Genomic DNA, 25,440 nt, shown 5'->3' with positions numbered 1-25,440 from the left:
TGACACCTCCCAACCGGCGGGCCGCGCGGGCTACTTGCGGTAACCGAGGACGGTCATCATGCCGGCCTCACCGTGGTAGACGTTGTGGCAGTGGGTCATCCACAGTCCGGGGTTGTCCGCTTCGAAGTCGACGTCGAGCCGCCTGCCGGGGAGCACGATCGCCGTGTCCTTGCGCGGGCCGCCGCCCGTCAGCGCGAAGGTGTGGCCGTGCAGGTGCATGGGGTGCCACATGTGCGTCGCGTTGACGAAGGAGAGGCGGACGCGTTCGCCGGCCCGGAGCGGGTACCGGCGCTGAGGGTCGTAGCTCTCGCCGTTGAGCGACCAGTCGTACTTCGCCATCGAGCCCGTGAGCCGCAGCGTCAGCCGGCGGTCGGGCACCTTGCGGGGGAGCGCGGCGTCCTCGGCTGCGCGCAGCCCCTCGGCCGTGAGCGGCCGCTTCGCCAGCTCCGCCGGACGCGCCTTCGCGGGCGGCGGCGCCCCGCCCCCGGTGCGCAGGACGCCGAGCGCCGAGCGTCCCTTGCCCTCGGCGAGCGCGGTGAGCGGGAAGGCGCCGTCGCCGGCCGTGACGAGGACGTCGTACCGCTCGCCCATGCCGAGCAGCAGCGACGCGGTCCTGCGGTGGCGCACGGGGAAGCCGTCGGTGTGGGTGACGGTCATCGTGTGCCCGCCGAGGGCGACGCGGAAGGCCGTGTCGCCGCCCGCGTTGACGAGTCGGATGCGGATGCGGTCGCCCGGCTTCGCGTGCATCGTCGAAGGGGCGTCCGGTAGGCGGCCGTTGAGGAGGTAGTGAGGGTAGGAGACGTCGCCCGCGTCACCGCCGAGGAGTGCGCTCTCGGCGCCCATGGCCGCGCGGGACGGTGGCGCGCTGCCGTCGTCGGAGCCGGACATCGTGTGGCCGCCGTGGCCTCCCGAGTGGTCCATGCCGTCGCCGAGTTCTTCGAGGACGGCTTCGGGGGTGGAGCCGTCGACGCCGTCGAGCCAGTCGTCGAGGACGACGGTCCACTCGCGGTCGTAGGAGAGCGGCTCCCTGGGGTCCTCGACGATCAACGGCGCGTAGAGGCCGCGGTCCTGCTGCACGCCGGTGTGCGGGTGGAACCAGTAGGTGCCCGGGTGCGGGACGGTGAAGCGGTGGGTGAACGCGCCGCCGGCGCGGATGGAGCGCTGCGTCAGTCCCGGGACGCCGTCCATGTCGTTGCGGAGGGCGAGTCCGTGCCAGTGGAGGGAGGTCGGGGCGGGGAGGTGGTTGGCGAGGGTGAGCGCGAGGGTGCTCCCTGCGGTGAGGCGCACCTCCCTGCCCGGGAGTTCGCCTCCGTACGTCCAGGTGTCGACGGTGGTGCCGCCGAGGTCGACACGGTCGCGGGCCGCGGTGAGCCGGACCTTTTCGACGGTCCCGGCGGCGCGGCCCGCCCGCTTCGCCTCTGCCGCACGTACCTCGGGCCCGTCGGGCGAGACGAACCCGCCGTCGTCGCGCACCGGTTGGGCGCTCCGGTCGGCGTGCTGTGCGTGGTCGTCGCCGTCTCCGCAGGCGGTGAGGAGGCCGCCTGCGGCGAGCGCCGTGCCGGCTCCGAGCAGCGTGCGGCGGGTTGGTGCGGGGTGGTTGCTGTGCGGATTGCGCATGGTTGCGTGCCTCGGTGTGGGTGCCTGGGCTCCAGGCGGTGGTCGGGGGACCGAGGACCGCACTGCTGCACGTCCGGACCGGCGGACTCCGGTCCGCTGCGGGACGTCGTACCGGCAGGCAGGCGTACGTCGACCGGCCTGGCGGCGAACGGAGTGCGGGCGCGGCGGCGGACCGCGCGCCCGGTCGCGAGCGGTGGTCGCGGCCGTGGACGTGCGCCGTGGGCCGGCCGGGCGTGTGCGCGGCCGGTGCAGTGCGGTCGGGCGCTCCTATGCGCGCAGCACCGAGAGTTGGGCGAGGCGTATCGCGTGGGGCGGCGGTTCCGGAGGCGGGGGCGGGGCGCGTCCCGGGGTGACGAGGCACGCGGCCGCCGGGAGGCGGGGAGCACGTCCCCTGGCGAGGGCGGCGCCCAGCAGGCCGGCCGCCGCGAGGGCTCCGAGCACCGCGAGGCAGACGGAGAGCGGGTCGGTGCCGCCGTCCTCGTCATGCGTGCCGGGGGCCGACAGGTGGGCGGCCGGGGCGAGTTGGGGGTCCCGGGGTGTGCCGTCCTGCTCGACGGACGTGTGCTGGGCGGCTGCGGGCGTGTGCTGAGTGGCCGCCGTGTGGTGCGCCTCGCCGCCGCCCGACGGGTGGCCGAGGGTGTGCATGAGCGCGATGCCGAGGACGAGCGCGGCGAAGAGCAGCAGCCGTCCGCAGCGGTCGGCTGCCGAGCCGTGCTGCTTCTGCGCGTTCCTCGTCCTCATGGTCCACCTGCTGCCGTGTGCCCGGCGCCCTGCGGAGGGAAGGCCGCACCGGGCCGTCCAGCGTATCCGTGCCCGCGCGTGCGCGTACGCAGGGGCGGTGGTGCCCCGGCACGGGGGCTGTGCTGCGGGAGACATGTCTCCTGCCTGTGCGAACCCCCTCGGCGGACCAGGCGGACGTGCCCCGACTCCCTTGCCCCGTAAGGTGATTCGCCCGGTGCCGTCCGTCTTGCGTGGCTCTGTTCCCTGCCTGGCGAGCTTGTGACATTGACGCGAACTCGCCACTTGCCGAGGATGCGGCCTATGTTGGATGCCCTCGATCTCGATCCCCTCCAGCAGCAGGTGTACGAGGCGCTGGTGGACGGCGCCGCCACCGTCGCCGAGATGCGCGCCACCCTCGATCTGGGGGCGACCGAGTGTCGGGAGGCGCTGGTGTCCCTGGAGAAACGCAACCTGGTGGGGCGGTTCCCGGCCGAACGCGGGGGCGAGGAACGGTTCTTGCCCGTCGCGCCCGAGGCCGCTTTCGAATCGACGTTGCTCGCACGGGAGGAGGAGATCCACCGCGCACGGCGCCATATTCAGCATCTCGCCGCCAGATTCAGAGCCAACGGTGCAGGTCGCGACCCCGCCGACCTTGTGGAGATCGTCACGGGCAGGGCGGCGGTGATCCGTCAGGTCGACCAGTTGCAGCGGAGCGCGCGCCGGCAGATCCGCGGCATCGACCGCCCCCCGTACGCCAACAGCGACCCGGACCGCTTCGACCCGAAGACGGGGATGATGCCGGTGCAGCAGCAGATGCTCCGCCGCGGCCTCGGCTACCGGGTGATCTACGACACGGACGGGCTCGCCACCTTCCACCGCCTCGACACCGACATCGAGGCCGCCGCCGAACTCGGCGAGGACGCACGGGTGATGGCGAAGGCGCCCATGAAGATCCTGATAGCGGACGACCGCAGGGCGCTGATCCCGCTCCGCGGCACGCCGCACGAGCTGGCGAGCAGCGTCCTCGTCCACCCCTCCGGGCTGCTGGAGGCGCTCTGCGAGTTCTTCGAGGTGCTCTGGGCTCGTGCCCAGCCGCTTTCGGCGTACCTCTCGGGTCGTCCGCACCGGGCCGTGGGCGGCCCCTCGTCGCAGGAGGCGAGGCTCCTCGCGCTGCTCACCACGGGGATGACGGATCAGGTGATGGCGCGTCACCTGGGGGTGAGCTACCGGACGTTCCAGCGCCGGTTGCATGCGCTGATGCAGCGTCTCGGCGTCTCGACGCGGTTTCAACTCGGTGCCAGGGCAGCGGAGTTGGGTTGGGTGGCCCAGCCGACCGGCGAACTGCTCGTAAACCAGGGGGAATGACCGGTTCGCCCGAAGTAAGGGGGGCCTTGTTCAGGCCGCGTCAATGCGCTTAGCTCTCTCTCGCGCTCCCCAGAGCGCACCCCCCACACGAGGAGGAACCCTCGCAATGGCAGTGACGCGCAAGAAGGTTGCCCTTGGCATCTCGGCCGCCGTGGCGGCAGCAGCCATCGGTACGGTCTCCGCTCTCCCGGCCACCGCGGCCCCCGCGGAGGGCAAGATCCTCGGCGCCAGCTCGTCGACGGCGATCGACGGCAGCTACATCGTCACCCTCAAGGAGAGTGCGGCGAAGGCTGCTTCGGCCGACGGCAAGTCCGTCGTCACCGAGCACGGCGGCAAGGTGAGCAAGACCTTCAGCCACGCCCTCAACGGATACGCCGCGAGCATGTCCGAGCAGGACGCGAAGGAGCTCGCCGCCGACCCGGCCGTCGACAAGGTCTTCGCCAACCAGAAGCACACGATGACGGCGTCGCAGGACAACCCGCCCTCCTGGGGCCTGGACCGCATCGACACGCCCGAACTCGACCTCGACGACACCTACAACTACCCGGACTCCGCGGGTGAGGGCGTCACCGCGTACATCATCGACACCGGTGTCCGCACCACCCACGAGGACTTCGGCGACCGCGCCTCCAGCGGCTACGACGCCGTCGACGGTGACGACGACGCCGACGACGGCAACGGCCACGGCACCCACGTGGCGAGCACCGTCGCCGGTGAGGCGCACGGCGTCGCCAAGAGCGCCGACGTCGTCGCCGTTCGCGTGCTCGACGACAACGGCTCGGGCACCACCGCCGGAGTCGTCGACGGCATCGACTGGGTCACCGAGAACGCGAGCGGCCCGGCCGTCGCCAACATGTCCCTCGGCGGCGGCGTCGACGAGGCCCTGGACGAGGCCGTCCAGAACTCGATCGACTCCGGCGTGACCTACGGTGTGGCCGCCGGTAACGAAGGCACCGACGCCGGGAACAGCTCGCCCGCCCGGGTCGAGGACGCGATCACGGTCGGCGCCACCGACGACACCGACGCGCAGGCGTCCTTCTCCAACTACGGGGAGATCCTGGACATCTACGCGCCCGGCGTCGACATCACCGGTGCCTGGAACGACAGCGACAGCGGCACCGACACGATATCCGGCACCTCCATGGCGACCCCCCACGTCGTCGGTGCCGCTGCGCTCTACCTCGCAGGACACACCGACGCCTCCCCGGCCGACGTGAGCTCCGCGCTGGTGGAGGGCGGCTCCGAGGGTGTCGTCGGCGACCCGGGACCGGGTTCGCCGAACGTGCTCCTCAACGTCGTGGAGTGACGCACCACTTGTGAACCGGCGCGGCCCGCCGCCTTACGCGGCGGGGCCCGAGGGACCCGGACCTTCCCCCCCTTCCCCGGCAGGGGAGTCCGGGCCCTCCCGGCGCCGGCTCGGCCACGGCCGACCAGCAGCACAGCCGCGGTCCGGTACCCCACATACCGGGCCGCGGCTGCTGTCTGCCCATGTTCCCAGCCCGTGCCCTCCGCGTCAGTACCGCGGGAGGCAGGCGCTCACTCCTCCGGACGCAGCGCCGCCAACTGCTGCGCGAACGGGACGACATCCTCGTACGGGTCGCCCGACGGCGCCTGCGCGACGACCTTCAGATGCGGCGCCTGCTCGCCCACGGCCTCCTCGTCCTCGGCGGTGGCCTCCGGCTCGGCGACGGCCACGGCCGGGCTGCACGCCTGGGTGAGCCGGGCGAGTTCGGCACCCGCGCGCTCGATCCGGCCGGGGAGGGAGGGGGTGAGGCCGTCGTCGACCGAGCCCCAGTCGTCCGTCGCCGCGTAGACGGCGGTGGGGACGACGACGGCGCGCAGATAGGAGAAGAGCGGCCGGAGCGCGTGCTCCAGCACGAGGGAGTGGCGCGGGGTACCGCCGGTCGCGCCCATCAGTACCGGCTTCCCCGTGAGTGCCGTGTTCTCCATGACGTCGAAGAACGACTTGAACAGGCCGCTGTAGGACGCGCTGAAGACCGGTGTCACGGCGATCAGCCCTTCGGCCTCCGCGACGTCGTCGAGGGCCTGCTTCAGCTCCCGGCCGGCGAAACCGGTGACGAAGTTCTGCGCGATCTCCGTTGCCAGGTCGCGGAGTTCGACGTGCTGCACCTGGGGCTCGCGCCCGGCCGTCTCCAGGCCGCGCGACGCGGCTGCGGCGAGGCGGTCGGCGAGCAGCCGGGTCGAGGAGGGCTCGCTGAGTCCTGCCGAGACGACTGCCAGCTTGACGGGTGCGGTGCTCATGCGGGTTCCTCCCTGGTCCGGTGCGGGCGGCGTGGGGTCTGCGCGCCCGAACTCTGCGCGTGCATACGCCGGTTCAGGCGCTCTTCTCCGCGTCCTCGCCGGGCTCGCCGACGCCCGCGCCGACGCGTGCTGCTTCGTCCTCGCGCTGCGCCGCGTCCTCCTCGCGGTTGCGCGCTGCTTCCTTCTCGCGCTTGCGTGCGCGCAGGTCCTCGTGCGTCGGCGCCTCCGGGACGCCCGTGGGGCGCCGTGCGGCGAACTCCCTGCGGAGCACGGGCACGACCTCCTCGCCGAGGAGGTCGAGCTGCTCCAGAACGGTCTTGAGCGGCAGCCCGGCGTGGTCCATGAGGAAGAGCTGGCGCTGGTAGTCGCCGAACGCCTCCCGGAAGGAGAGCGTCCGCTCGATCACCTGCTGCGGGCTTCCGACGGTCAGCGGCGTCTCGGCCGTGAACTCCTCCATCGTCGGACCGTGCCCGTACACGGGTGCGTTGTCGAAGTACGGGCGGAACTCGCGGACGGCGTCCTGCGAGTTCTTCCGCATGAACGCCTGCCCGCCGAGGCCGACGATCGCCTGCTCGGCTGTGCCGTGCCCGTAGTGCGCGTACCGCTGGCGGTAGAGGCCGATGAGCCGCTTGAAGTGGTCCTTCGGCCAGAAGATGTTGTTGGCGAAGAAGCCGTCCCCGTAGTAGGCGGCCTGCTCGGCGATCTCGGGGCTGCGGATCGAGCCGTGCCAGACGAACGGGGGGACGCCGTCGAGGGGGCGGGGCGTCGAGGTGAAGCTCTGGAGCGGTGTGCGGAACCTGCCCTGCCAGTCGACGACGTCCTCGCGCCAGAGCTGGTGGAGGAGGGCGTAGTTCTCGATCGCGAGAGGGATGCCCTGGCGGATGTCCTTGCCGAACCAGGGATAGACGGGACCCGTGTTGCCGCGGCCCATCATGACGTCGGTGCGTCCGTCGGCGACGTGCTGGAGCATCGCGAAGTCCTCGGCGATCTTCACCGGGTCGTTGGTGGTGATCAGCGTGGTGGCGGTGGAGAGGATGAGGCGCTCGGTACGTGCCGCGATCCAGCCGAGCATCGTGGTGGGGGAGGAGGGGACGAAGGGCGGGTTGTGGTGCTCGCCCGTCGCGAAGACGTCGAGGCCCACCTCCTCCGCCTTGAGCGCGATCCGGAGGACGGCCTTGATCCGCTCGTGCTCGGTGGGCGTCGTGCCGTCGGTCGGGTCGGGCGTGACGTCGCCGACGCTGAAGATCCCGAACTGCATGTCATCCGTCCTTCGCCGTCGCGGGCACCGCTCTCGGCGCGGCGGCCCTGCCCTTGCCGGGCGGGGGCGTGCCCTTGATTGTTCGCAATTCAACTATCCCCTCAATGCTGCAGCCTCCCACGGCATTCCCGCACCCCGCGAGGGCGGGAGGCGCAGGGTCGCCGGCCCCCTCCGGGTACCCGCAGCCGAGGGGTCGATGCGGGCCCGTGTGCCGGTTCGGTGCACCATGGGCCCAGCGGTGTGCGCGCCCCGCCGGTGCGCGTACCGGGGGACGGACGGGTACGTACCGGTACGGACGTGCAACCCGGGCGCAACAGCGCGGTGGGATGCTCAGGCCCCGGGGCCGCCCACGCGGCGGGCGTGGCAGCGCACGGCGGTACCAGCGAGGATGGGTGGATATGGATAAGCAGCAGGAATTCGTGCTCCGCACGCTCGAAGAGCGCGACATCCGCTTCGTGCGGCTCTGGTTCACCGACGTCCTCGGCTTCCTGAAGTCCGTCGCTGTCGCCCCCGCCGAGCTTGAGCAGGCGTTCGACGAGGGCATGGGCTTCGACGGCTCCGCGATCGAGGGCTTCGCCCGCGTCTACGAGTCCGACATGATCGCCAAGCCGGACCCGGGCAGCTTCCAGATACTGCCGTGGCGCGCGGAGGCCCCCGGCACGGCCCGGATGTTCTGCGACATCCTCATGCCCGACGGCTCGCCCTCCTTCGCCGACCCCAGGTTCGTCCTCAAGCGCACCCTCGCCAAGGCCTCAGATCTCGGCTTCACCTTCTACACGCATCCGGAGATCGAGTTCTTTCTGCTGAAGAACAAGCCCGTCGACGGCACCCGTCCCGTCCCCGCCGACTCCTCGGGCTACTTCGACCACACTCCGCAGAACGTCGGCATGGACTTCCGCCGCCAGGCCATCACGATGCTGGAGTCGATGGGCATCTCGGTGGAGTTCTCCCACCACGAGGGCGCCCCCGGCCAGCAGGAGATCGACCTGCGGTACGCGGACGCGCTCTCCACCGCCGACAACATCATGACCTTCCGGCTCGTGATGAAGCAGGTGGCGCTGGAGCAGGGCGTGCAGGCCACCTTCATGCCCAAGCCGTTCTCCGAGTACCCGGGCTCCGGCATGCACACCCACCTCTCGCTCTTCGAGGGCGACCGCAACGCCTTCTACGAGTCCGGTGCTCCCTACCAACTCTCCAAGGTGGGCCGCTCGTTCATCGCCGGGCTGCTGCGCCACGCCAGCGAGATCTCCGCCGTCACCAACCAGTGGGTCAACTCCTACAAGCGGATCTGGGGCGGCGCCCAGCGCACAGCCGGCGAGGGCGGCGAGTCGCCCGCGTACATCTGCTGGGGCCACAACAACCGCTCCGCGCTCATCCGCGTCCCCATGTACAAGCCCGGCAAGACGGGCTCCACCCGGATCGAGGTCCGCTCCCTCGACGCGGGCTGCAACCCCTACCTCGCCTACGCCGTGACCCTCGCCGCAGGGCTGAAGGGCGTCGAGGAGGGCGACGAACTCCCCCCGGGCGCCGACGACGACGTCTGGGCACTCTCCGACGGCGAGCGCCGCGCGATGGGCATCGAACCGCTCCCGCAGAACCTCGGCGAGGCGATCACGCTGATGGAGCGGAGCGAACTCGTCGCCGAAACCCTCGGGGAGCACGTCTTCGACTTCTTCCTCCGCAACAAGAAGCAGGAGTGGGAGGAGTACCGCTCCGAGGTCACCCCGTACGAGCTGCGGAAGAGCCTGCCGGTGCTCTGAGCCGCCGCACCGGGGGCCGGCGGGACTCCGGCCCCCGGGTGCCTCACGTCCGCCGCGCCCCGCGGCCCGCCCCGTCCCCCGCTCGGCGAGAATAGGGGCGGGCGAGTACGGCGGAACCGGGAGGCTGATGTGCCGCAGTTCGGGCGACGGGACAGTATGTTCGGGCAGTTGGTGCGGCGGGGGTTCTCCGACCCGGCCGCGGCGCAGCGGCTGCTGGACGCGCCGGCGCTCGTCGACCTCTCCCGGGACGCCCCGCTCCTCGACGCGCTCGGTGCCACCGCCGACCCCGACCTCGCCCTCCTCGGGCTCGTCCGCCTCACCGAGGCGCTGGAAGCCGTGGACGACGCCGAACTCCGCACGTTCCTCGGCACGTTGCGCACCGCCAAGCCGCTCCGCGACCGTCTTCTCGGCGTCCTCGGAGCCTCCGACGCACTCGGCGACCACCTCGCGAGCCATCCGCTCGACTGGAAGACGCTGGCGGTCTACGAGTCGGTCGACCTCAACCCCGGCGTCGAGGAGTTCGGCTCCGAACTCGCCGCCGCAACCGACCCCGACCGCCTGCGCGCCCTCTACCGCCGCTGCGTCCTCACCATCGCCGCCCGCGACCTGTGCGGCACGAGCGACCTCGCGGAGACCGCAGCCGAACTCGCCGACCTCGCCACCGCCACGCTCCGCGCGGCCCTGCGGCTCGCCTCCGCCGAGGCGCCCGAGGACGCGGCCGCCTGCCGGCTCGCCGTCATCGGGCTGGGAAAGTGCGGCGGGCGCGAACTCAACTACGTCTCCGACGTCGACGTCGTCTTCGTCGCCGAGCCCGTAGACGGCGCCGAGGAGGACGCCGCGCTCCAGGCGGCGACGCGGCTCGCCTCGCGCATGATGCGGATCTGCTCGGACACCACGGCAGAGGGCACCATCTGGGAGGTCGACGCCAACCTCCGTCCCGAGGGCAGGAACGGCCCGCTCGTGCGCACCCTCAGCAGCCACCTCGTCTACTACCAAAGGTGGGCGAAGACCTGGGAGTTCCAGGCGCTGCTGAAGGCCCGCCCGGTCGCGGGCGACGCCGAGCTGGGCCACGAGTACCTGGACGCCGTCGGACCGATGGTCTGGCAGGCGGCCGAGCGGGAGAACTTCGTCGGCGACGTGCAGCAGATGCGGCGCCGCGTCGTCGCCAACATCCCCCGCGCGCAGCTCGATCGGGAGCTGAAGCTCGGCCCCGGCGGGCTGCGGGACGTCGAGTTCGCCGTCCAACTGCTGCAACTCGTGCACGGCCGCACCGACACCTCGCTGCGCAGCCCCACGACGCTCGACGCCCTCGCCGCGCTCGCCGAGGGCGGCTACGTCGGCCGCCAGGACGCCTCCGAACTCGACGCCGCCTACCGCTTCCTGCGCACCCTGGAGCACCGCATCCAGCTCCACCAGATGCGCCGCACCCACCTCATGCCGGAGCCGGAGTCCGACCAGCGCCGCCTCGGCCGCTCCCTCGGCTTCCGCAGCGAGCCCGTCACCGAGCTCCACAAGAGCTGGCGCCGGTACGCCGCCGCCGTGCGCCGCCTCCACGAGAAGCTCTTCTACCGTCCGCTGCTCGACGCCGTCGCCCAACTCGACGTCGGCGAAGTGCGGCTCTCCACCTCGGCGGCGCGCGAGCGCCTCGAAGCGCTCGGCTACGCCGACCCGGCCGCGGCCCTGCGCCACCTGGAGGCCCTCGCCTCGGGGGTCAGCCGCAAGGCCGCGATCCAGCGGACGCTGCTGCCCGTCCTGCTCGGCTGGTTCGCCGACTCGGCCGACCCGGACGCCGGCCTCCTCAACTTCCGCAAGGTCTCCGACGCACTCGGCAAGACCCCCTGGTACCTCCGTCTGCTGCGGGACGAGGGCGCGGCGGCCGAGAACCTCGCCAGGGTGCTCTCGGCCGGGCGTCTCGCCCCCGACCTGCTGCTGCGCGCTCCCGAGGCGGTCGCGCTCCTCGGCGACGACGACGGGCTCCGTCCCCGCTCCCTCGCCTCCCTCGAACAGGAGGCCCTCGCCGCCGTGGGTCGGGCCGACGGGAGCGAACAGGCGGTCGCCGCCGTGCGCGGGGTGCGCAGGCGCGAGCTGTTCCGCACCGCGGCTGCCGACATCATCGGCGCGTACGGCACCGAGCACCTCGCGCCCGGCGACCCGGCCGTCGGCCTCGACCGGCTCGGCGACTCCCTCACCGACATCAACGCGGCGGCCCTCGCCGGTGCGCTCCGTGCGGCCGTGCGGGCGGCGTGGGGCGACGAATTGCCGACACGGTTCGCCGTGATCGCGATGGGCAGGTTCGGCGGGCACGAGATGGGTTACGGCTCGGACGCCGACATCCTCTTCGTCCACGAGCCGCGCGAGGGCGTCAGCGAACACGAGGCGGGCAAGGCGGCGTTCGCCGTCGCCACCGAGATGCGCCGGCTGCTGGAGCTGCCGTCGACCGACCCGCCGTTGGTGCTCGACACCGACCTGCGCCCGGAGGGCAAGTCGGGCACCCTCGCCCGCTCGCTCACCTCCTACGCCGCGTACTACCGCAGGTGGGCACAGGTGTGGGAGAGCCAGGCGCTGCTGCGTGCCGAGCCGATCGCGGGCGACAGGGGGCTCGGCGAGCGGTTCGTCGAGCTCGTCGACCCGCTGCGGTACCCGGCCGGCGGGCTCGGCGAGGACGGCCTGCGCGAGGTGCGCAGGCTCAAGGCCCGAATGGAGAACGAACGGCTGCCGCGGGGCGCCGACCCCACCACCCACACCAAGTTGGGACGCGGCGGCCTCACCGACGTCGAATGGACGGTCCAGCTTCTCCAGCTACGGCACGCCGCCGAAGTGCCCGAGCTGCGCACCACCCGCACCCGGAGGGCCCTCGCAGCGGCACGCGCCGCCGAACTGCTCGACGGCGAGGACGCCGAGACCCTCGACGAGGCCTGGATGCTGGCGACGCGGGTGCGCAACGCGGCGATGCTCGTGCGCGGCACCCCGAGCGACACCTTCCCTTCGGACCCGCGCGAACTCGGCGGCGTCGCCCGCTACCTCGGCTACGAGCCGGGCCGCGTCGGCGAGTTGCTCGACGACTACCGCCGCATCACGCGCCGCGCCCGCGGCGTGATGGAGCGCCTCTTCTACGACGAGGACTGATCCCGGAGGCGTTCCGGGCCCGCTCAGGCGGGTGCCGTGCGGGGAAACCGGTAGGCGAGGCGTCGGTACCAGGCGAGGGAGACGGCGAAGCCGAACGCGAGGCAGAGGAGACCGCCGACGGCGTCGAGCCAGAAGTGGTTGGCGGTGGCGACGATCACCAGGAGGGTGGTGAGCGGGTAGAGCACGCCGAGTACCTTCGCCCACAGCGGCCGGGCGAGCATCGCGAGGGTGATCCCGCACCAGGCCGACCAGCCTATGTGCATCGAGGGCATCGCCGCGTACTGGTTGGACATCTCCGCCAGGTTCCCCGACGCCATCGACCCCCAGGTCTCGTGGACCTGCACGGTGTCGATGAAACCGCCGCCCGGCATGAGCCGCGGGGGTGCCAGCGGGTAGAGGTAGTAGCCGGCGAGTGCCACCGCGGTCGTGGCGAAGAGGACGAGACGCGTCGCCGCGTACCGGCCGGGGTGGCGGCGGTAGAGCCAGACGAGGACGCCGATCGTGATGACGAAGTGCAGTGTCGCGTAGTAGTAGTTCATCGAGACGATGAGCCAGGTGACGCCGTTGACCGCATGGTTGACGGACTGCTCGACGGCGATGCCGAGCGTCCGCTCCGTCTCCCAGATCCAGTCGGCGTTCCGCAGGGCGGCGGAGCGCTGCTCGGGAACGGCGTTGCGGATGAGGGAGTAGACCCAGTAGCTGACGGCGATCAGCAGGACCTCGAACCAGATCCGGGGATGCCGCGGGGTGCGCATGCGGCCGAGTGCGGCGCGGGCGCGGTCTGCTGCGCCCGGCCGCTCCGGGGGCGGCTCCGCGTGGCCGGGTTCGGGCGGCGCCGGCGCGGCCGTGGTTGCGGGGGTCGGGCCGTCCTCAGGGCTGAGGAGGGCGGGTTCCTCCGCGGGCGTACGGGTCGCCCCGGCCGCGTCCTCTCCGCTTTCGGCTCCGGGTACGGAGCCGGCCTGGCCTGCCTTTGCGGTCCTCGGTGTCGGTGCCCCCATAAGCCATCAGTCTGCCAGACAGCGGCCATCAGCCGATCATCCTGAAGTCGGGTTCGAATCGGGCGTTCTCCACCCTTGGGCAGAGGGTGCCGAGGCACCCTTCTCCCACTTCAGACAGAGGGTGCCGACGCCGTCGATCCCCTGACGACCAGCTCGGGGTGGAAGACGAACTCGCTGTGCGGGGCCGGGGTTCCGGCGATCTCCTCCAGCAGGGCGCGGACCGCTGCCTGGCCCATCGCGGCGACGGGCTGGCGGATGGTGGTCAGCGGCGGATCGGTGAACGGTATGAGCGGGGAGTCGTCGAAACCGATGACGGAGACCTCGTGCGGAACGGCCAACGCCCGCTGCCGCGCTGCCCTGATGGCGCCGAGCGCCATCATGTCGCTGGCGCAGACGATCGCCGTGCACTCCTCGTCGAGGAGCGCGGAGGTCGCGGCCTGGCCGCCCTCCAGGGTGAAGAGCGAGTGCCGTACCAGCGGTCCCGGGTCCTCGCCGAGCTGTTCCACGACGGTGCGCTCGAACCCCTCGATCTTCCGCTGCACGGGGACGAACCGTTTCGGCCCGAGCGCGAGCCCTATCCGACGGTGCCCGAGCGAGACGAGGTGGCTCACGGCGAGGCGCATCGCGGCGGCGTCGTCCGGCGAGACGGAAGGGGCGTGTATGCGGGGGGAGTAGCCGTTCATCAGGACGAACGGGACGCCCTGGCCGCGGAGTTGCTCGTACCTTCCGGTGTCCTGCGTCGTGTCGGCGTGGAGCCCGGAGACGAAGATGATGCCCGCGACGCCGCGGTCGACGAGCATGCCGGTGAGCTCGTCCTCCGTGGAGCCGCCCGGGGTCTGGGTGGCGAGGACGGGAGTGTAGCCCTGCCGCGTGAGCGCCTGCGCGATCACCTGCGCGAACGCCGGGAATATGGGGTTCTCCAGCTCCGGCGTGATCAGCCCGACGAGCCCGGCGCTGCGCCTGCGCAGCCTGACGGGGCGCTCGTACCCGAGGACGTCGAGCGAGGCGAGCACGGACTCGCGGGTGGGCTCGGCCACCCCGGGGCGGCCGTTGAGCACTCTGCTGACGGTGGCTTCGCTGACCCCCGCCTGTGCCGCGATGTCAGCTAGCCGTGTGGTCACGTACGGGACTGTACCGGTCTCTTTGTGCAGGCGCCCACCTGGTGTGCGAACTTGCCGCAATGCTTCCGGATGCCGTTTGTGTCCCGACGGTCGGTGTGGTCGTGCGCGCCCGTGCGGTCGTACGCGCCCGTACTCCGGGGGGCGTACGCGCCTGTGCGACGGGTGCCCCGGTGTCTTGCAGAAAATTGCGGCAAGGTCTTTCGCGGCTGTTGCAACGCTGTTAACTTCCTTCGCAGCCCGCGGCTTTGACGACGTGACGGGCGCTTACTTCGGGAGGGATCAGGAGATGCGGCGTGGCATAGGCGCCTCGGCGGCCCTGGTGGCACTGGCGGTTGCGGCAACGGCTTGCGGCGGGGGAGGCGACGAGCAGGACAACGCCGGCGGCGAGATCTCGGGGACGGTCACCTACTGGGACACGTCCAACGACGCCGAGAAGGGCACGTACAAGAAGATCGCCGAGGACTTCGAGAAGAAGCACCCGGAGGTGAACGTCAAGTACGTGCACGTCAACTTCGGCGACGCCAACCAGAAGTTCAAGAACGCCGCAGGCGGCAACTCCGGCGCCCCCGACGTCATGCGCACCGAGGTCGCCTGGGTCGCCGACTTCGCCCACCTCGGCTACCTCGCGCCGCTCGACGACACCCCCGCGCTGGAGAAGGAGTCCGACTACCTCACCACCGCCGCGGGCAGCGGCAGGTACGAGGGCAAGACCTACGCCGCGCCCCAGGTCACCGACACCCTCGGGCTCTTCTACAACAAGAGGCTGCTGAAGGAGGCCGGCGTCGAAGTCCCCAAGACCTTCGCCGAGTTGAAGAAGAACGCGAAGAAGATCAAGGACGAGACGGGCGCCACCGCGCTCTACCTCCGCGGCGACGACCCGTACTGGTACCTCCCCTACCTCTACGCCGAGGGCGGCGACCTGCTCGACACCAAGGCGAAGAAGGTCACCGTCGACGAGAAGCCGGGCGAGCGGGCCTTCGCCACGATGAAGGACCTCGTCGACTCCAAAGCCGCGCTCACCGACTCCAGCGACGGCCAGGAGAACGGCCTCAAGGCGTTCCAGTCGGGCAAGGTCGCGATGATCATCGACGGCCCTTGGGACATCGCAGGGGCCCGGCAGGGCGCCGAGTTCGAGGACGACAAGGACAACCTCGGCGTCGCGGCCGTCCCCGGCGGCTCCCAGGCGCAAGGCTCCCCGCAGGGCGGCTGGAACCTCGGCATCTACGCGGGCACGGGGAACATGCGCGCGGCGCAGGAGTTCGTCAAGTACATGAGCTCGGCCGAGGTGCAGAAGCGCACCACCAAGGAGCTGAGCCTGCTGCCCACCCGCACCTCGGTCTACGAGGACGAGGCCGTGCGGAAGAACGAGATGGTCGAGTTCTTCAAGCCCGCCGTCGACAAGGCGAAGCAGCGCCCGTGGATCGCCGAGGGCAACTCCCTCTTCGAGCCGATCCGGGTCGGCGTCGACGGTGTCCTCGGCGGCGGCAGGACGCCGCAGGAGGCGGCGAAGAAGACGGGCGACGAGTTCCGCAAGCTGCTCAAGGACTACAAGTAACCGAGGGGACGGGCCGAGCTGACATGGCGGCGCAGAGCAGCCGGTCGGTGCCGGGGCCGGCGGACGGGACCGAGGCGGGTCCCGTCCCCGGCCGCGGGCACGAGGCGGCGAGAGGCAAGCAACCACCGCGGCAGCGCGCGGGATCGGGCGCCGGAGCGGGCAGCAGCCGCCCGCAGCGGCGCGACGCGGGCGCGCCGGGGCCGCTGCGCCGCGCGTTCTCCCGGCACTGGTACGCGTGGACGATGGTGGCGCCCGTCGTCCTCGTCATCGGGTTGATCATCGGTTACCCGCTCGGGCGCGGCGTCTGGCTCTCGCTCACCGACGCGGACGAGGCCAACGTCGCGCGCGACATCGGCGTCAACCACATCCCGGCGACCTACTCCTTCGTCGGCCTCGACAACTACGCGGCGGTCCTCGGCGACTCGGTCTTCTGGAGCCGCCTCGGCTGGACGGCGTTCTGGACGGTCGGCTGCGTGGCGCTCACCTTCGGGCTCGGCCTCACCCTCGCCAACATGCTCAACCGCAAGGTGCACGGCCGCTCCTTCTACCGCGTCGCGATGATCGTGCCCTGGGGCATCCCCGCGTTCGTCTCCGTCTTCGCCTGGCGGATGCTCTTCAACGAGCGCGACGGGCTCCTCAACAAGGTGCTCGACGGCGGAGGCATCGAGGCGGTCCCGTGGCTCGGCGACCCGACCTGGGCGAAGCTCGCGGTGATCGCGGTGAACGTCTGGCTCGGCGTGCCTTTCATGATCGTCGCGATGCTCGGGGCCCTCCAGTCGATACCGGGCGAGCTCTACGAGGCAGCGGAGATGGACGGCGCGGGCCCGTGGCAGCGGTTCCGCAACATCACGCTCCCCGGCGTGCGTGCGGTGAGCAGCACCGTGATCCTGCTCAGCACCATCTGGACGTTCAACATGTTCCCCGTGATCTTCCTGCTCACCAAGGGCGGCCCGGAGGACTCCACGGAGATCCTGGTGACCTACGCGTACCGGCTCTCCTTCGTCAACAGCCCCCGGGACTTCGCCACTTCGGCGACCTGGGGCGTGCTGATCCTCCTGCTGCTCGTCCTCTTCACGATGGTCTACCGGCGGGCGTTGCGCCGCCAGGGAGAGGTGTGGTGACGATGCAGACGCGCAAGCGCTCCCCGCTCGCCTCGTTCGGGCTCCACACGGGGCTGGTACTCGGCACCGTCGTGGCGCTCTTCCCGCCGCTCTGGCTGCTGGTCACCTCCTTCAAGCCGAAGAGCGAGGCGTTCTCCACGGCGCTGGTGAAGGAGTTCACCCTCGCCAACTACACGCACGTGGTGCAGGACACCTACTTCCTGACCTGGTTCGGCAACTCGCTCGTCGTCGTCCTCGGCACCACGCTGATCGGCGTCTTCATCGCCGCCACGACCGGCTACGCGATCAGCCGCTTCCGGTTCCCCGGGATGCGGCCCCTGATGTGGGTGCTGCTGATCACCCAGATGTTCCCGATGGCCGTCCTCATCGTCCCGCTCTACAACACGATGGCCACCCTCGGCCTCCTCAACCAGCCGGTCGGCCTGATCATCACCTACCTCACCATCGCGGTGCCGTTCTGCGCCTGGATGATGAAGGGCTTCTTCGACACCATCCCGATCGACATCGACGAGTCGGGCAGAGTCGACGGCCTCACCCCCTTCGGGACCTTCTGGCGACTGGTGCTTCCGCTCGCCAAGCCCGGCATAGCCGTCACGGGCTTCTACTCCTTCGTCACCGCCTGGGCCGAAGTCGCGTACGCCACGGCCTTCATGACGGGCGAGGAGAACCTGACCCTCGCCGGGGGCCTCCAGACCTTCGTCAACCGCTACGGCTCCGACTGGGGTTCGATGACGGCCGCCGCAGTGATCATCGCCGTACCGGCCGCCGTCGTCTTCGGTTTCGCGCAGCGGCACCTCGTCTCCGGGCTCACCGCAGGTGCGACGAAGTCCTGAAGAGCGCACTCTCCTCGACCGCCGCCGCGGGCCCGTCCCGCGCGGCCACCCGCCGGGCGCCGGCCTCGCCTCCCCGCCGAGGCCGGCGCCTCGCCCCGGGACGCGACCCGCCCCCGAGGGCGGTCCTGACACCCATCCGACTCCACCCAGGGACGACATGACGCAGCACGCCGAGAGCGCCCTCCGCGCCGACCGCCCGCAGCCCGCATCCGCCGACGACCACGCCCGCAGCGCCGACTGGTGGCGCGACGCCGTGATCTACCAGGTCTACCCCCGCTCCTTCGCCGACGCGGACGGCGACGGCATGGGCGACCTCCCCGGCATCCGCGCCCGCCTCCCGTACCTCGCCGAGCTCGGCGTCGACGCCGTCTGGCTCAGCCCGTTCTACGCCTCGCCCCAGGCGGACGGCGGCTACGACGTCGCCGACTACCGCGCCATCGACCCGATGTTCGGCTCGCTTCCCGACGCGGAGGCGCTCGTCGACGAGGCGCACGCACTCGGCCTCCGCGTCATCGTGGACCTCGTCCCCAACCACTCCTCCGACCGCCACGAGTGGTTCCGCAGGGCGCTCCGCGAGGGCCCCGGCTCCCCGCTGCGAGACCGCTACCACTTCCGCGCCGGCCGCGGCGAGCACGGCGAACTCCCCCCGAACGACTGGGAGTCGATCTTCGGCGGCCCCGCGTGGACACGGACGGAGGACCCCGACGGCACCCCGGGGGAGTGGTATCTCCACCTCTTCGCGCCGGAGCAGCCCGACTTCAACTGGCAGCACCCCGCCGTCCACGACGAGTTCCGCTCGGTGCTCCGCTTCTGGCTCGACACCGGAGTCGACGGCTTCCGGATCGACGTCGCGCACGGCCTCGTCAAGGCGGAAGGGCTCCCCGACATGGGCAGCGCGGGGCAGTTGCAGCTCCTCGGCACGCAGCAGCTCCCCTTCTTCGACCAGGACGGCGTGCACGAGATCTACCGCGACTGGCGCCGCGTCCTCGACGAGTACCCGGGGCCGCGGATCGGCGTCGCCGAGGCGTGGGCGCCGAGCCCGGAGCGCACCGCGCTCTACGTCCGGGCCGACGAACTCCACCAGGCGTTCAACTTCCACTACCTCAGCACCGATTGGGACGCCGGGCAGCTCCGCGCGGCGATCGACGAGTCCCTCACCTCGCTCGGCGCCGTCGGCGCCCCGGCGACCTGGGTGCTCTCCAACCACGACGTCGTACGCCACCGCACCCGCCTCGGCGGCGGCCTGCGCCGCGCCCGCGCGGCCACGCTGCTGATGCTGGCGCTCCCCGGTTCCGCCTACGTCTACCAGGGCGAGGAGCTCGGCCTCCCCGAGGTGCTCGAACTCCCCGACGAGGCACGGCAGGACCCGTCGTTCTTCCGCGACAACGGCCAGGACGGGCTCCGCGACGGCTGCCGCGTCCCGATCCCGTGGGAGGAGCACGGCCCCTCCTACGGCTTCGGCCCCGACGGAAGCTGGCTGCCCCAGCCCGACGGATGGGGGGCGCTCTCGGTCGCGGTGCAGACGGGCGACCCCGAGTCGACCCTGGAGTTCTACCGCGCGGCCCTCCGCCTCCGCCGCGACCACGACGACCTCGGCGCCGGCGCCCCCCTGGAGTGGCTCGACGCGCCCGACGGCGTCCTCGCCTTCCGCCGCGGCGGCCTCGTCTGCGCGGCCAACACGCGCGCGGAGCCCGTCGCCTGGGAGCCCGCGCGCGGGCGCGTGCTGCTCGCGAGTGCGCCGTACGCCGGCGGCGAGCTCCCCGGCGACACGGTCGTGTGGTGGCAGGCCGAGGCCACCGAGGGGACCGGAGCGTGAGTCCCCGACCGGATGCGGACGGCGGCGTCCCGGTGGGCGCCGCCGTCGGCGAGCGGGAGGCGCAGGGCACGGCGAGGCTCTCCGACATAGCGGCACAGGCGAAGGTGAGCGAGGCGACGGTCAGCCGCGTCCTCAACGGCAAGTCCGGTGTGGCGGCCGGGACTCGACAGCGGGTCCTCGCAGCGCTCGACGTGCTCGGTTACGAGCGCCCCGTGCGCCTGCGCCGGCGCAGCGCGGGACTCGTCGGGCTGGTGATCCCGGAGCTGACCAACCCGATCTTCCCGGCCTTCGCGCAGGTGATCGAAGCCTCCCTCTCCGGGTACGGCTACACCCCGGTGCTCGGCACCCAGATGCCGGGCGGCGCGACGGAGGACGAGCTCGTCGAGCAGCTCGTGGAGCGCGGCGTCAGCGGCGTCATCTTCCTCTCCGGACTCCACGCCGACCTCACGGCCGACCCGGCGAGGTACGCCCGACTCGCGGGCCGCGGCGTCCCGTTCGTCCTCGTCAACGGCTACAACGAGCGGATCGAAGCCCCCTTCGTCTCGCCCGACGACCACGCGGCCGCCGTGATGGCCGTGCGCCACCTGCGGCAGTTGGGCCACGAGCGGATCGGACTCGCCGTCGGCCCCGACCGGTTCGTGCCGGCCCGCCGGAAGGCAGCCGGGTTCGCCGAGGCGCTCGGCACGGACGCGGTGGGCGCGAGACCCTTCGTGCAGCACACCCTGTTCACCGTCGAGGGCGGGCACGCGGCGGCAGGCGCGCTCCTCGACGAAGGCTGCACCGGCATCGTCTGCGGCAGCGACCTCATGGCGCTCGGCGCGGTGCGCGCGGTGCGGGGGCGCGGCCTGCGCGTGCCGGAGGACGTCTCGGTCGTCGGCTACGACGACTCGGAGCTCAACCCCTTCACCGACCCTCCGCTCACCACCGTCCGCCAGCCGGTGCGCGCGATGGCCGCCGCCGCTGTCAACGCGCTGCTGGAGGAGCTGGGCGGAACGCCCGTGCAGCGCACGGAGTTCGTCTTCCAACCCGAGCTCGTCGTACGCGGCTCGACGGCGCAGGCGTCGCCGGGCGGCTGAGGGCGCCGCAGGGGCGCGTCGGCCGAGCGTGGCCGGCGCGCCGTCTCCGCATGTCCAACTCCCTCCGGAGCGCGGCCGGTCGGGACCAGACAAGCCCTGTGAAACCCCTTCCGCACCTTTCTGCAAGCTGTTACGTTCCCCGTGCTCCGGCCCGCCCGGACGGCGGCTCCGCCCCTGCGGAGTCCGCGCGCCCCGTCCGGGCGGGCCGGTTCCGTGTGCACCCGGCGCCTGACTCGGGCAGCGCCGAGGAGAGGGAGCAGGGATGCATCCGGGGAAACCATGACGTGGCCGCACGGTGCCGCAGACGCGTTGCGCTGAGGGGAGCGGTGCGGGCAGCCGCGGGTCGACGGGTGGTATCTCGGTGCGGTCGGGGAGACAACCCTGGTACTCCCCAGGTCGTAAAAGGTGTGCCGCACCGCTTCGTCGTGCCGGCCCCTCTCCCCGCACGGGACGCCGACGGCGGGAGAGTGGCCAGGTGAGCGCAACAGAAAGCGGAGGACAACGTTCCCTGGGGCTGCCTGCGAATCCATCGGCTGCTGCCGGTCCGGCAGCCTTCCGAACGAGGGGTGCTGCGCACGTGGTGCGTCCACCCGGGTACTTGGGCTGTCCGTCGGATTGCGTCAAGTGAGCGGCTGGGGTTGACGGTTCGACACGGGCGGTCGCGGGCTCGGGGCGGGGATGCCTTCTGCTCGGATTCCTACCAGAATTGGACCGTCCCTGCATGCGCGGGGACCTTGGCGGCGGGCGGAGGCGGTCCGTGCGCAGGCCGGAACCATCCCCGCATGCGCGGGGACCACTCCGCCCGGGACAGCCGCAGGTCGCTGTCAATCGGACCATCCCCGCATGCGCGGGGACCACCGAAGTTGGAGAAGATCCCGCCGTGGGAGGCGCGGACCATCCCCGCATGCGCGGGGACCACGACCCCGGCATCCCCCTCGACGCAGGCCACACCGGACCATCCCCGCATGCGCGGGGACCACGGGAGCCCGTCTCCCTGCCGCGTGGCGTCGAGCGGACCATCCCCGCATGCGCGGGGACCACCCGCCGACCGTGGCGGCAGCGGCGATCCGCGCCGGACCACCCCCGCATGCGCGGGGACCACTGTCGTACCGGCCGGAACCGGCGCTCATCTCCAGGACCACCCCCGCATGCGCGGGGACCACTGTCGTACCGGCCGGAACCGGCGCTCATCTCCAGGACCACCCCCGCATGCGCGGGGACCACCGCCTACTACCCCCGAGGATGACGACGTGCCTAGGACCACCCCCGCATGCGCGGGGACCACACTTCCCGACCTGCACTCCTACGAGCGAGTAACCAAATTTTGCTTCACTCCACACGCACCTCTAACAGATCACCGAGTCACACCCAGCCGCACCCCGACCCACCCACCACCCCACATACATCCGCGACCCCAACTTACCGTCGGCGCACTCCCGTTAGCCGTGCCGCATCACCACAGCACCCCTCCCACCCAACCCCGGCGAGCACAGCCCCAAGGCGACCAGCAACCCCGACGACGAGAACGAGCAACTCCTCGGGAAGATCGATCACGAACGGGCAGCAGAACGCGGCAAGTACGGCACGTAACCAATAGCGCCACTCCGCCCGTAGGCCAACACGCAACCAGCACTCACCCGACCGATTCCGGCCCGCCGCAAGCCGGCAATCCTTCCGCGCACGACACTCGCGGGCAGGTGAGCACGGACCTGCCCGCCCATCCCGTGCCGTCGAGCCGGTCGGCGAACTGGCGCGATGTGAGGGAGTGCCATCGTGCGGCGGCGAGTTCGGTTGCGAGCGGCAGGCCGTCGAGGCGGCGGCAGATCTCCGCGCAAGCTTGGGCTCGTGGCGGTCGCTCGCGCCGGTGGGGTGAGCGACCGCGGGTGGAGGGTGGCTCCGTCGCCCGAATGTTGTCGCTGACTTCCCGGAGACTCGGCCGGCGGTGTTCGTTCGGCGGTGATGGCAGCGCATTGGTGCTTGCCGGACGGGGAGGGGCGCTTGGCGAATCCCGCTGGGCCACACAGTTCGGCTGAACCTGCAAGGCATGCCCCCGACTTGGCGACGCTCGCCCGACGGCGCGCGTCGTCAGGCGCCGCGCGCCATGGCGCACGCCGTCCGGGCCGCTCGCCCGGTGGCCCCAACGGCGACGCCCACCCGACGGCACCGAAGGCCGCCCGCGAGGCGCCTCACCCGAGGCGAGAGGCAAGGCCCGACAGGTTGACGCACCGCTGCTCCCCGCAAGGCTGCGCCGCTCACCGCGGCCGGAGCCGGACGGGGCCGCGACCGACTCCGAAGCGCAGAGCAGCCGCAACGCCCGGACGGTAAGGGCAGGTTGACCGTTCAGTGCGGCGCCGTCTCCCCGCTCAGCCTCCACGGCCGGGCGAGCGTGAGGAGGGCGAGTGCCGCGAGGCAGAGGGCGCCGAGCATCACGGCGGCCATCGGCGTCGAGCTGCCCTCGCCGAAGAATCCGACGAGCGGTGAACCCACGGCGCCGAGGAGGAACTGCACGCCGCCGAGGAGGGCGGAGGCGGCGCCGGGCGCGTCCCGTCCGACCGACTGGCCGAGGCTCATCGACGCGGGGAAGATCGTCCCGACGCCGAAGAGTGTGACGAAGAGCGTGAGCCAGGTACCGGCGAGCGTCTCCCCGAGCGTGAGCACCAGCACCAACTGGGCGAGCGCCGCCGCGATCGACACCGCGACGGCCCAGGAGAGCAGCGAGTTGACCGAGAACCTCCGCGAGAGCCTGCCGAAGACGCCCCCGGAGAGCAGGAGGCCGAGCGCGTTGCTCGCGAAGATCAGCGAGTAGAGCCCCGAGGTGACCCCGTGCACCTTCTCGAAGACGAAGCTCGACCCTCCCACGTAGCTGAACATCGCCCCTGAGCTGAACCCGAGGACCAGCACGTACCCGAGGTAGGCGCGGTTCCCCGCGAGCCGCCCCATCGCGCGGAACGTCGCGGCTATCCCTTCGTTCCTGCGGCGTTCCGTCGGCAGCGTCTCCGGCACCCGCCACACGACGGCGAGGAGCAGCGCGACGCCGACCGCCGCGAGGAAGACGAAGATCGCACGCCACTCGGCAACCGAGAGGACGGCACCGCCGAGCACCGGTGCGGCGATCGGCGCGACGCCGAGGATCTGGGAGAGCACCGCGAAGTACCGCGGCAGTTCCGGACCGGCGAAGAGGTCCGTGAGGACGGCACGTGCGAGCACCATGCCGATGGCGCCGGCCGCGCCCTGGAAGAACCGCGCGGCGACGAGCACTTGCGCGGTGGGCGCGAACGCGCAGGCGGCGGAGAGCACGGCGAAGCCGACGCAGCCGCAGAGCAGCAGCCGCCTTCGCCCGAGGCTGTCGCTCATCGGGCCGAACACGAGCTGCCCCGCGACGAGTCCGGCGAGGAAGGCCGTCATGGTGAGCTGCACCGAGGAGCTGCCGGTGTGCAGGGAGGCGCCCATGGAGGGGAAGCCGGGGACGTACATGTCGATGGCGAGCGGCCCCACGGCCGTGAGGGCGCCGAGTACGGCAAGCAGTCCCATCGAGCGCGCGGGCGAGCGCCGCTCCGGGGAGCCGGCATCGATGCGTGTGGTAACCATGCAAGCACGCTAGCCGCAGTGGCAGCGAACGCTCTTCGGCAGCCCTGCCGACGAGGCCCCGGACCTGGACCTACGAGGCCAACTGCTTACGTGCGCGGCGACTTGAGCCCTGTCCGAGCGCGGGTTCCGGCCGGTTGATCTCGGCCCACACCGCGTCGAGGGAGAGGCTGAGGACGTCGGCGATCGCCGCGATGGTGGGGAAGGCGGGGGTGGCCACGCGGCCCGACTCGATCTTCCGGTAGGTCTCCGGCGAGACGCCTGCCTCCAACGCGGTGTCGAGCATCGAGCGTTCTCCCCTCGCTCGACGGAGGAGGGCGCCGAGGCGCTGTCCGCGCTCGACCTCTTCGGGAGTGAGCGGCAACCTGACCATGGCCCCGATTCTAGTACCGGTAAAGTAAGGACGGTATAGTTATTGGTCGCACGAAGAGGTCGCCGCATGATCGAGATCCTGAACCCCACCCAACTGACCCGAGCACGGGTGACCGGTGCTCTGGTGGGGCACATCCTGCACACGTTGAGGGACCGCAGCGAGGTCGGCACGAGCCTGCTCGACATCGACCGGTGGACCAAGGCCATGATCGACGAGGCGGGCGCGCAGTCCTGCTACGTCGACTACGCACCCTCCTTCGGCCGCGGCGCGTTCGGCCACTACATCTGCACGGCCGTCAACGACGCCGTCCTCCACGGCCGGCCGCGCGACTACACGCTCGCCGAGGGCGATCTGCTCACACTCGACCTCGCCGTCTCCAAGGACGGAGTTGCTGCGGACGCCGCCATCAGCTTCCTCGTGGGCGACGAGAAGCCTTCGGAGAGCGTCGAGATGATCAGTGCGACCGAACGCGCGCTTGCCGCAGGCATCGCCGCCGCCGGACCCGGAGCGCGCATCGGCGACCTCTCCCACGCCATCGGCACGGTCCTCAGCGCGGCGGGGTACCCGATCAACACCCAGTTCGGCGGCCACGGCATCGGCTCGACGATGCACCAGGACCCGCACGTCCCCAACACGGGCCGCCCCGGCCGCGGGTACGAGCTGCGCCCCGGGCTGCTGCTGGCACTGGAGCCGTGGGTGATGGCGGACACCGCCGAACTCGTCACCGACGCCGACGGATGGACGCTCCGCAGCGCGACGGGCTGCCGAACAGCGCACAGCGAGCACACGATCGCCGTCACCGAGGACGGAGCCGAGATCCTCACCTTGCCCGGGCGGGCGCAGTAACGGGGCCG

General features: G+C 71.6%; 18 protein-coding genes. 10 read left to right on the top strand and 8 right to left on the bottom strand.

Translation table 11 applies throughout. The features are described 5' to 3' along the window. Window positions 1-30 precede the first annotated feature (30 nt). On the bottom strand, window positions 31-1,617 hold the full coding sequence (locus F603_RS0110440; protein WP_019545957.1) for a multicopper oxidase family protein: 1,587 nt from the start codon (window positions 1,615-1,617) through the stop codon (window positions 31-33). Between the two features lie 267 nt (window positions 1,618-1,884). Next, complete coding sequence (locus F603_RS0110435; protein WP_019545956.1) at window positions 1,885-2,358, bottom strand: DUF6153 family protein; 474 nt, start codon at window positions 2,356-2,358, stop codon at window positions 1,885-1,887. 300 nt (window positions 2,359-2,658) lie between these two features. On the opposite strand from F603_RS0110435, the gene F603_RS0110430 reads away from it, so the two are divergent. After that, entirely contained in the window at window positions 2,659-3,702 is a 1,044-nt protein-coding gene (locus F603_RS0110430; protein WP_019545955.1) for a LuxR C-terminal-related transcriptional regulator, read from the top strand. Between the two features lie 106 nt (window positions 3,703-3,808). Then, window positions 3,809-5,008, top strand: a complete 1,200-nt coding sequence (locus F603_RS0110425; protein ID WP_019545954.1) for a S8 family peptidase — start codon at window positions 3,809-3,811, stop codon at window positions 5,006-5,008. A 230-nt stretch (window positions 5,009-5,238) separates the two neighbouring features. Here F603_RS0110425 and F603_RS0110420 read toward each other — a convergent pair whose 3' ends face one another. Beyond that, window positions 5,239-5,964: a CE1759 family FMN reductase gene (locus F603_RS0110420; RefSeq protein WP_019545953.1), complete on the bottom strand. Its 726-nt coding sequence runs from the start codon at window positions 5,962-5,964 to the stop codon at window positions 5,239-5,241. 73 nt (window positions 5,965-6,037) lie between these two features. Further along, window positions 6,038-7,222 carry an LLM class flavin-dependent oxidoreductase gene (locus F603_RS0110415; RefSeq protein WP_019545952.1) on the bottom strand — a complete coding sequence of 395 codons (1,185 nt, stop codon included), beginning with the start codon at window positions 7,220-7,222 and terminating at the stop codon, window positions 6,038-6,040. 398 nt (window positions 7,223-7,620) lie between these two features. Here F603_RS0110415 and F603_RS0110410 point away from each other — a divergent pair, with 398 nt between their 5' ends. Both F603_RS0110410 and F603_RS0110405 read left to right on the top strand, forming a co-directional pair. Continuing rightward, entirely contained in the window at window positions 7,621-8,982 is a 1,362-nt protein-coding gene (locus F603_RS0110410; RefSeq protein ID WP_019545951.1) for a glutamine synthetase family protein, read from the top strand. A 156-nt stretch (window positions 8,983-9,138) separates the two neighbouring features. Beyond that, window positions 9,139-12,108, top strand: coding sequence for a bifunctional [glutamine synthetase] adenylyltransferase/[glutamine synthetase]-adenylyl-L-tyrosine phosphorylase (locus tag F603_RS0110405; RefSeq protein WP_019545950.1), 2,970 nt, complete (start codon window positions 9,139-9,141; stop codon window positions 12,106-12,108). Window positions 12,109-12,131: 23 nt separating this feature from the next. Here the strand turns inward: F603_RS0110405 and F603_RS0110400 are convergent, their stop codons facing one another. Together F603_RS0110400 and F603_RS0110395 are read right to left on the bottom strand one after the other, a co-directional pair. After that, window positions 12,132-13,106: a phosphatase PAP2 family protein gene (locus F603_RS0110400; protein ID WP_019545949.1), complete on the bottom strand. Its 975-nt coding sequence runs from the start codon at window positions 13,104-13,106 to the stop codon at window positions 12,132-12,134. 110 nt (window positions 13,107-13,216) lie between these two features. Next, window positions 13,217-14,227 (bottom strand): LacI family DNA-binding transcriptional regulator, encoded by a 1,011-nt coding sequence (locus F603_RS0110395; protein ID WP_211231060.1) that lies wholly within the window; start codon window positions 14,225-14,227, stop codon window positions 13,217-13,219. Window positions 14,228-14,513: 286 nt separating this feature from the next. On the opposite strand from F603_RS0110395, the gene F603_RS0110390 reads away from it, so the two are divergent. From F603_RS0110390 to F603_RS0110370, 5 genes are all read left to right on the top strand, one after another. Beyond that, window positions 14,514-15,782, top strand: a complete 1,269-nt coding sequence (locus tag F603_RS0110390) for an extracellular solute-binding protein (protein WP_026328306.1) — start codon at window positions 14,514-14,516, stop codon at window positions 15,780-15,782. A 242-nt stretch (window positions 15,783-16,024) separates the two neighbouring features. Further along, window positions 16,025-16,903 (top strand): carbohydrate ABC transporter permease, encoded by an 879-nt coding sequence (locus tag F603_RS0110385; protein ID WP_051096184.1) that lies wholly within the window; start codon window positions 16,025-16,027, stop codon window positions 16,901-16,903. A gap of 2 nt (window positions 16,904-16,905) precedes the next feature. Beyond that, window positions 16,906-17,736, top strand: coding sequence for a sugar ABC transporter permease (locus F603_RS0110380; RefSeq protein ID WP_211231070.1), 831 nt, complete (start codon window positions 16,906-16,908; stop codon window positions 17,734-17,736). Window positions 17,737-17,893: 157 nt separating this feature from the next. Then, window positions 17,894-19,552, top strand: a complete 1,659-nt coding sequence (locus tag F603_RS0110375; protein WP_019545944.1) for a glycoside hydrolase family 13 protein — start codon at window positions 17,894-17,896, stop codon at window positions 19,550-19,552. 32 nt (window positions 19,553-19,584) lie between these two features. Next, the gene (locus tag F603_RS0110370; protein ID WP_019545943.1) at window positions 19,585-20,628 is read left to right on the top strand and encodes a LacI family DNA-binding transcriptional regulator; all 1,044 of its coding nucleotides are present in this window, start codon (window positions 19,585-19,587) and stop codon (window positions 20,626-20,628) included. Between the two features lie 2,340 nt (window positions 20,629-22,968). Here F603_RS0110370 and F603_RS0110365 read toward each other — a convergent pair. Both F603_RS0110365 and F603_RS0110360 read right to left on the bottom strand, forming a co-directional pair. Next, window positions 22,969-24,216 carry a multidrug effflux MFS transporter gene (locus F603_RS0110365; protein ID WP_051096166.1) on the bottom strand — a complete coding sequence of 416 codons (1,248 nt, stop codon included), beginning with the start codon at window positions 24,214-24,216 and terminating at the stop codon, window positions 22,969-22,971. Window positions 24,217-24,286: 70 nt separating this feature from the next. Beyond that, a complete protein-coding gene (locus F603_RS0110360) occupies window positions 24,287-24,586 on the bottom strand; it encodes a helix-turn-helix transcriptional regulator (protein ID WP_019545941.1) in 300 nt (99 codons plus the stop codon). A gap of 66 nt (window positions 24,587-24,652) precedes the next feature. On the opposite strand from F603_RS0110360, the gene map reads away from it, so the two are divergent. Further along, window positions 24,653-25,432, top strand: a complete 780-nt coding sequence (gene map, locus F603_RS0110355) for a type I methionyl aminopeptidase (protein WP_019545940.1) — start codon at window positions 24,653-24,655, stop codon at window positions 25,430-25,432. The last annotated feature ends 8 nt before the right edge of the window (window positions 25,433-25,440 follow it).

It is taken from the genome of Streptomyces sulphureus DSM 40104, from assembly GCF_000381025.1.
Classification (GTDB): domain Bacteria; phylum Actinomycetota; class Actinomycetes; order Streptomycetales; family Streptomycetaceae; genus Streptomyces; species Streptomyces sulphureus.
Note: the sequence above shows the minus strand (reverse complement) of the source record. Positions and strands in the feature narration are given on the sequence as shown.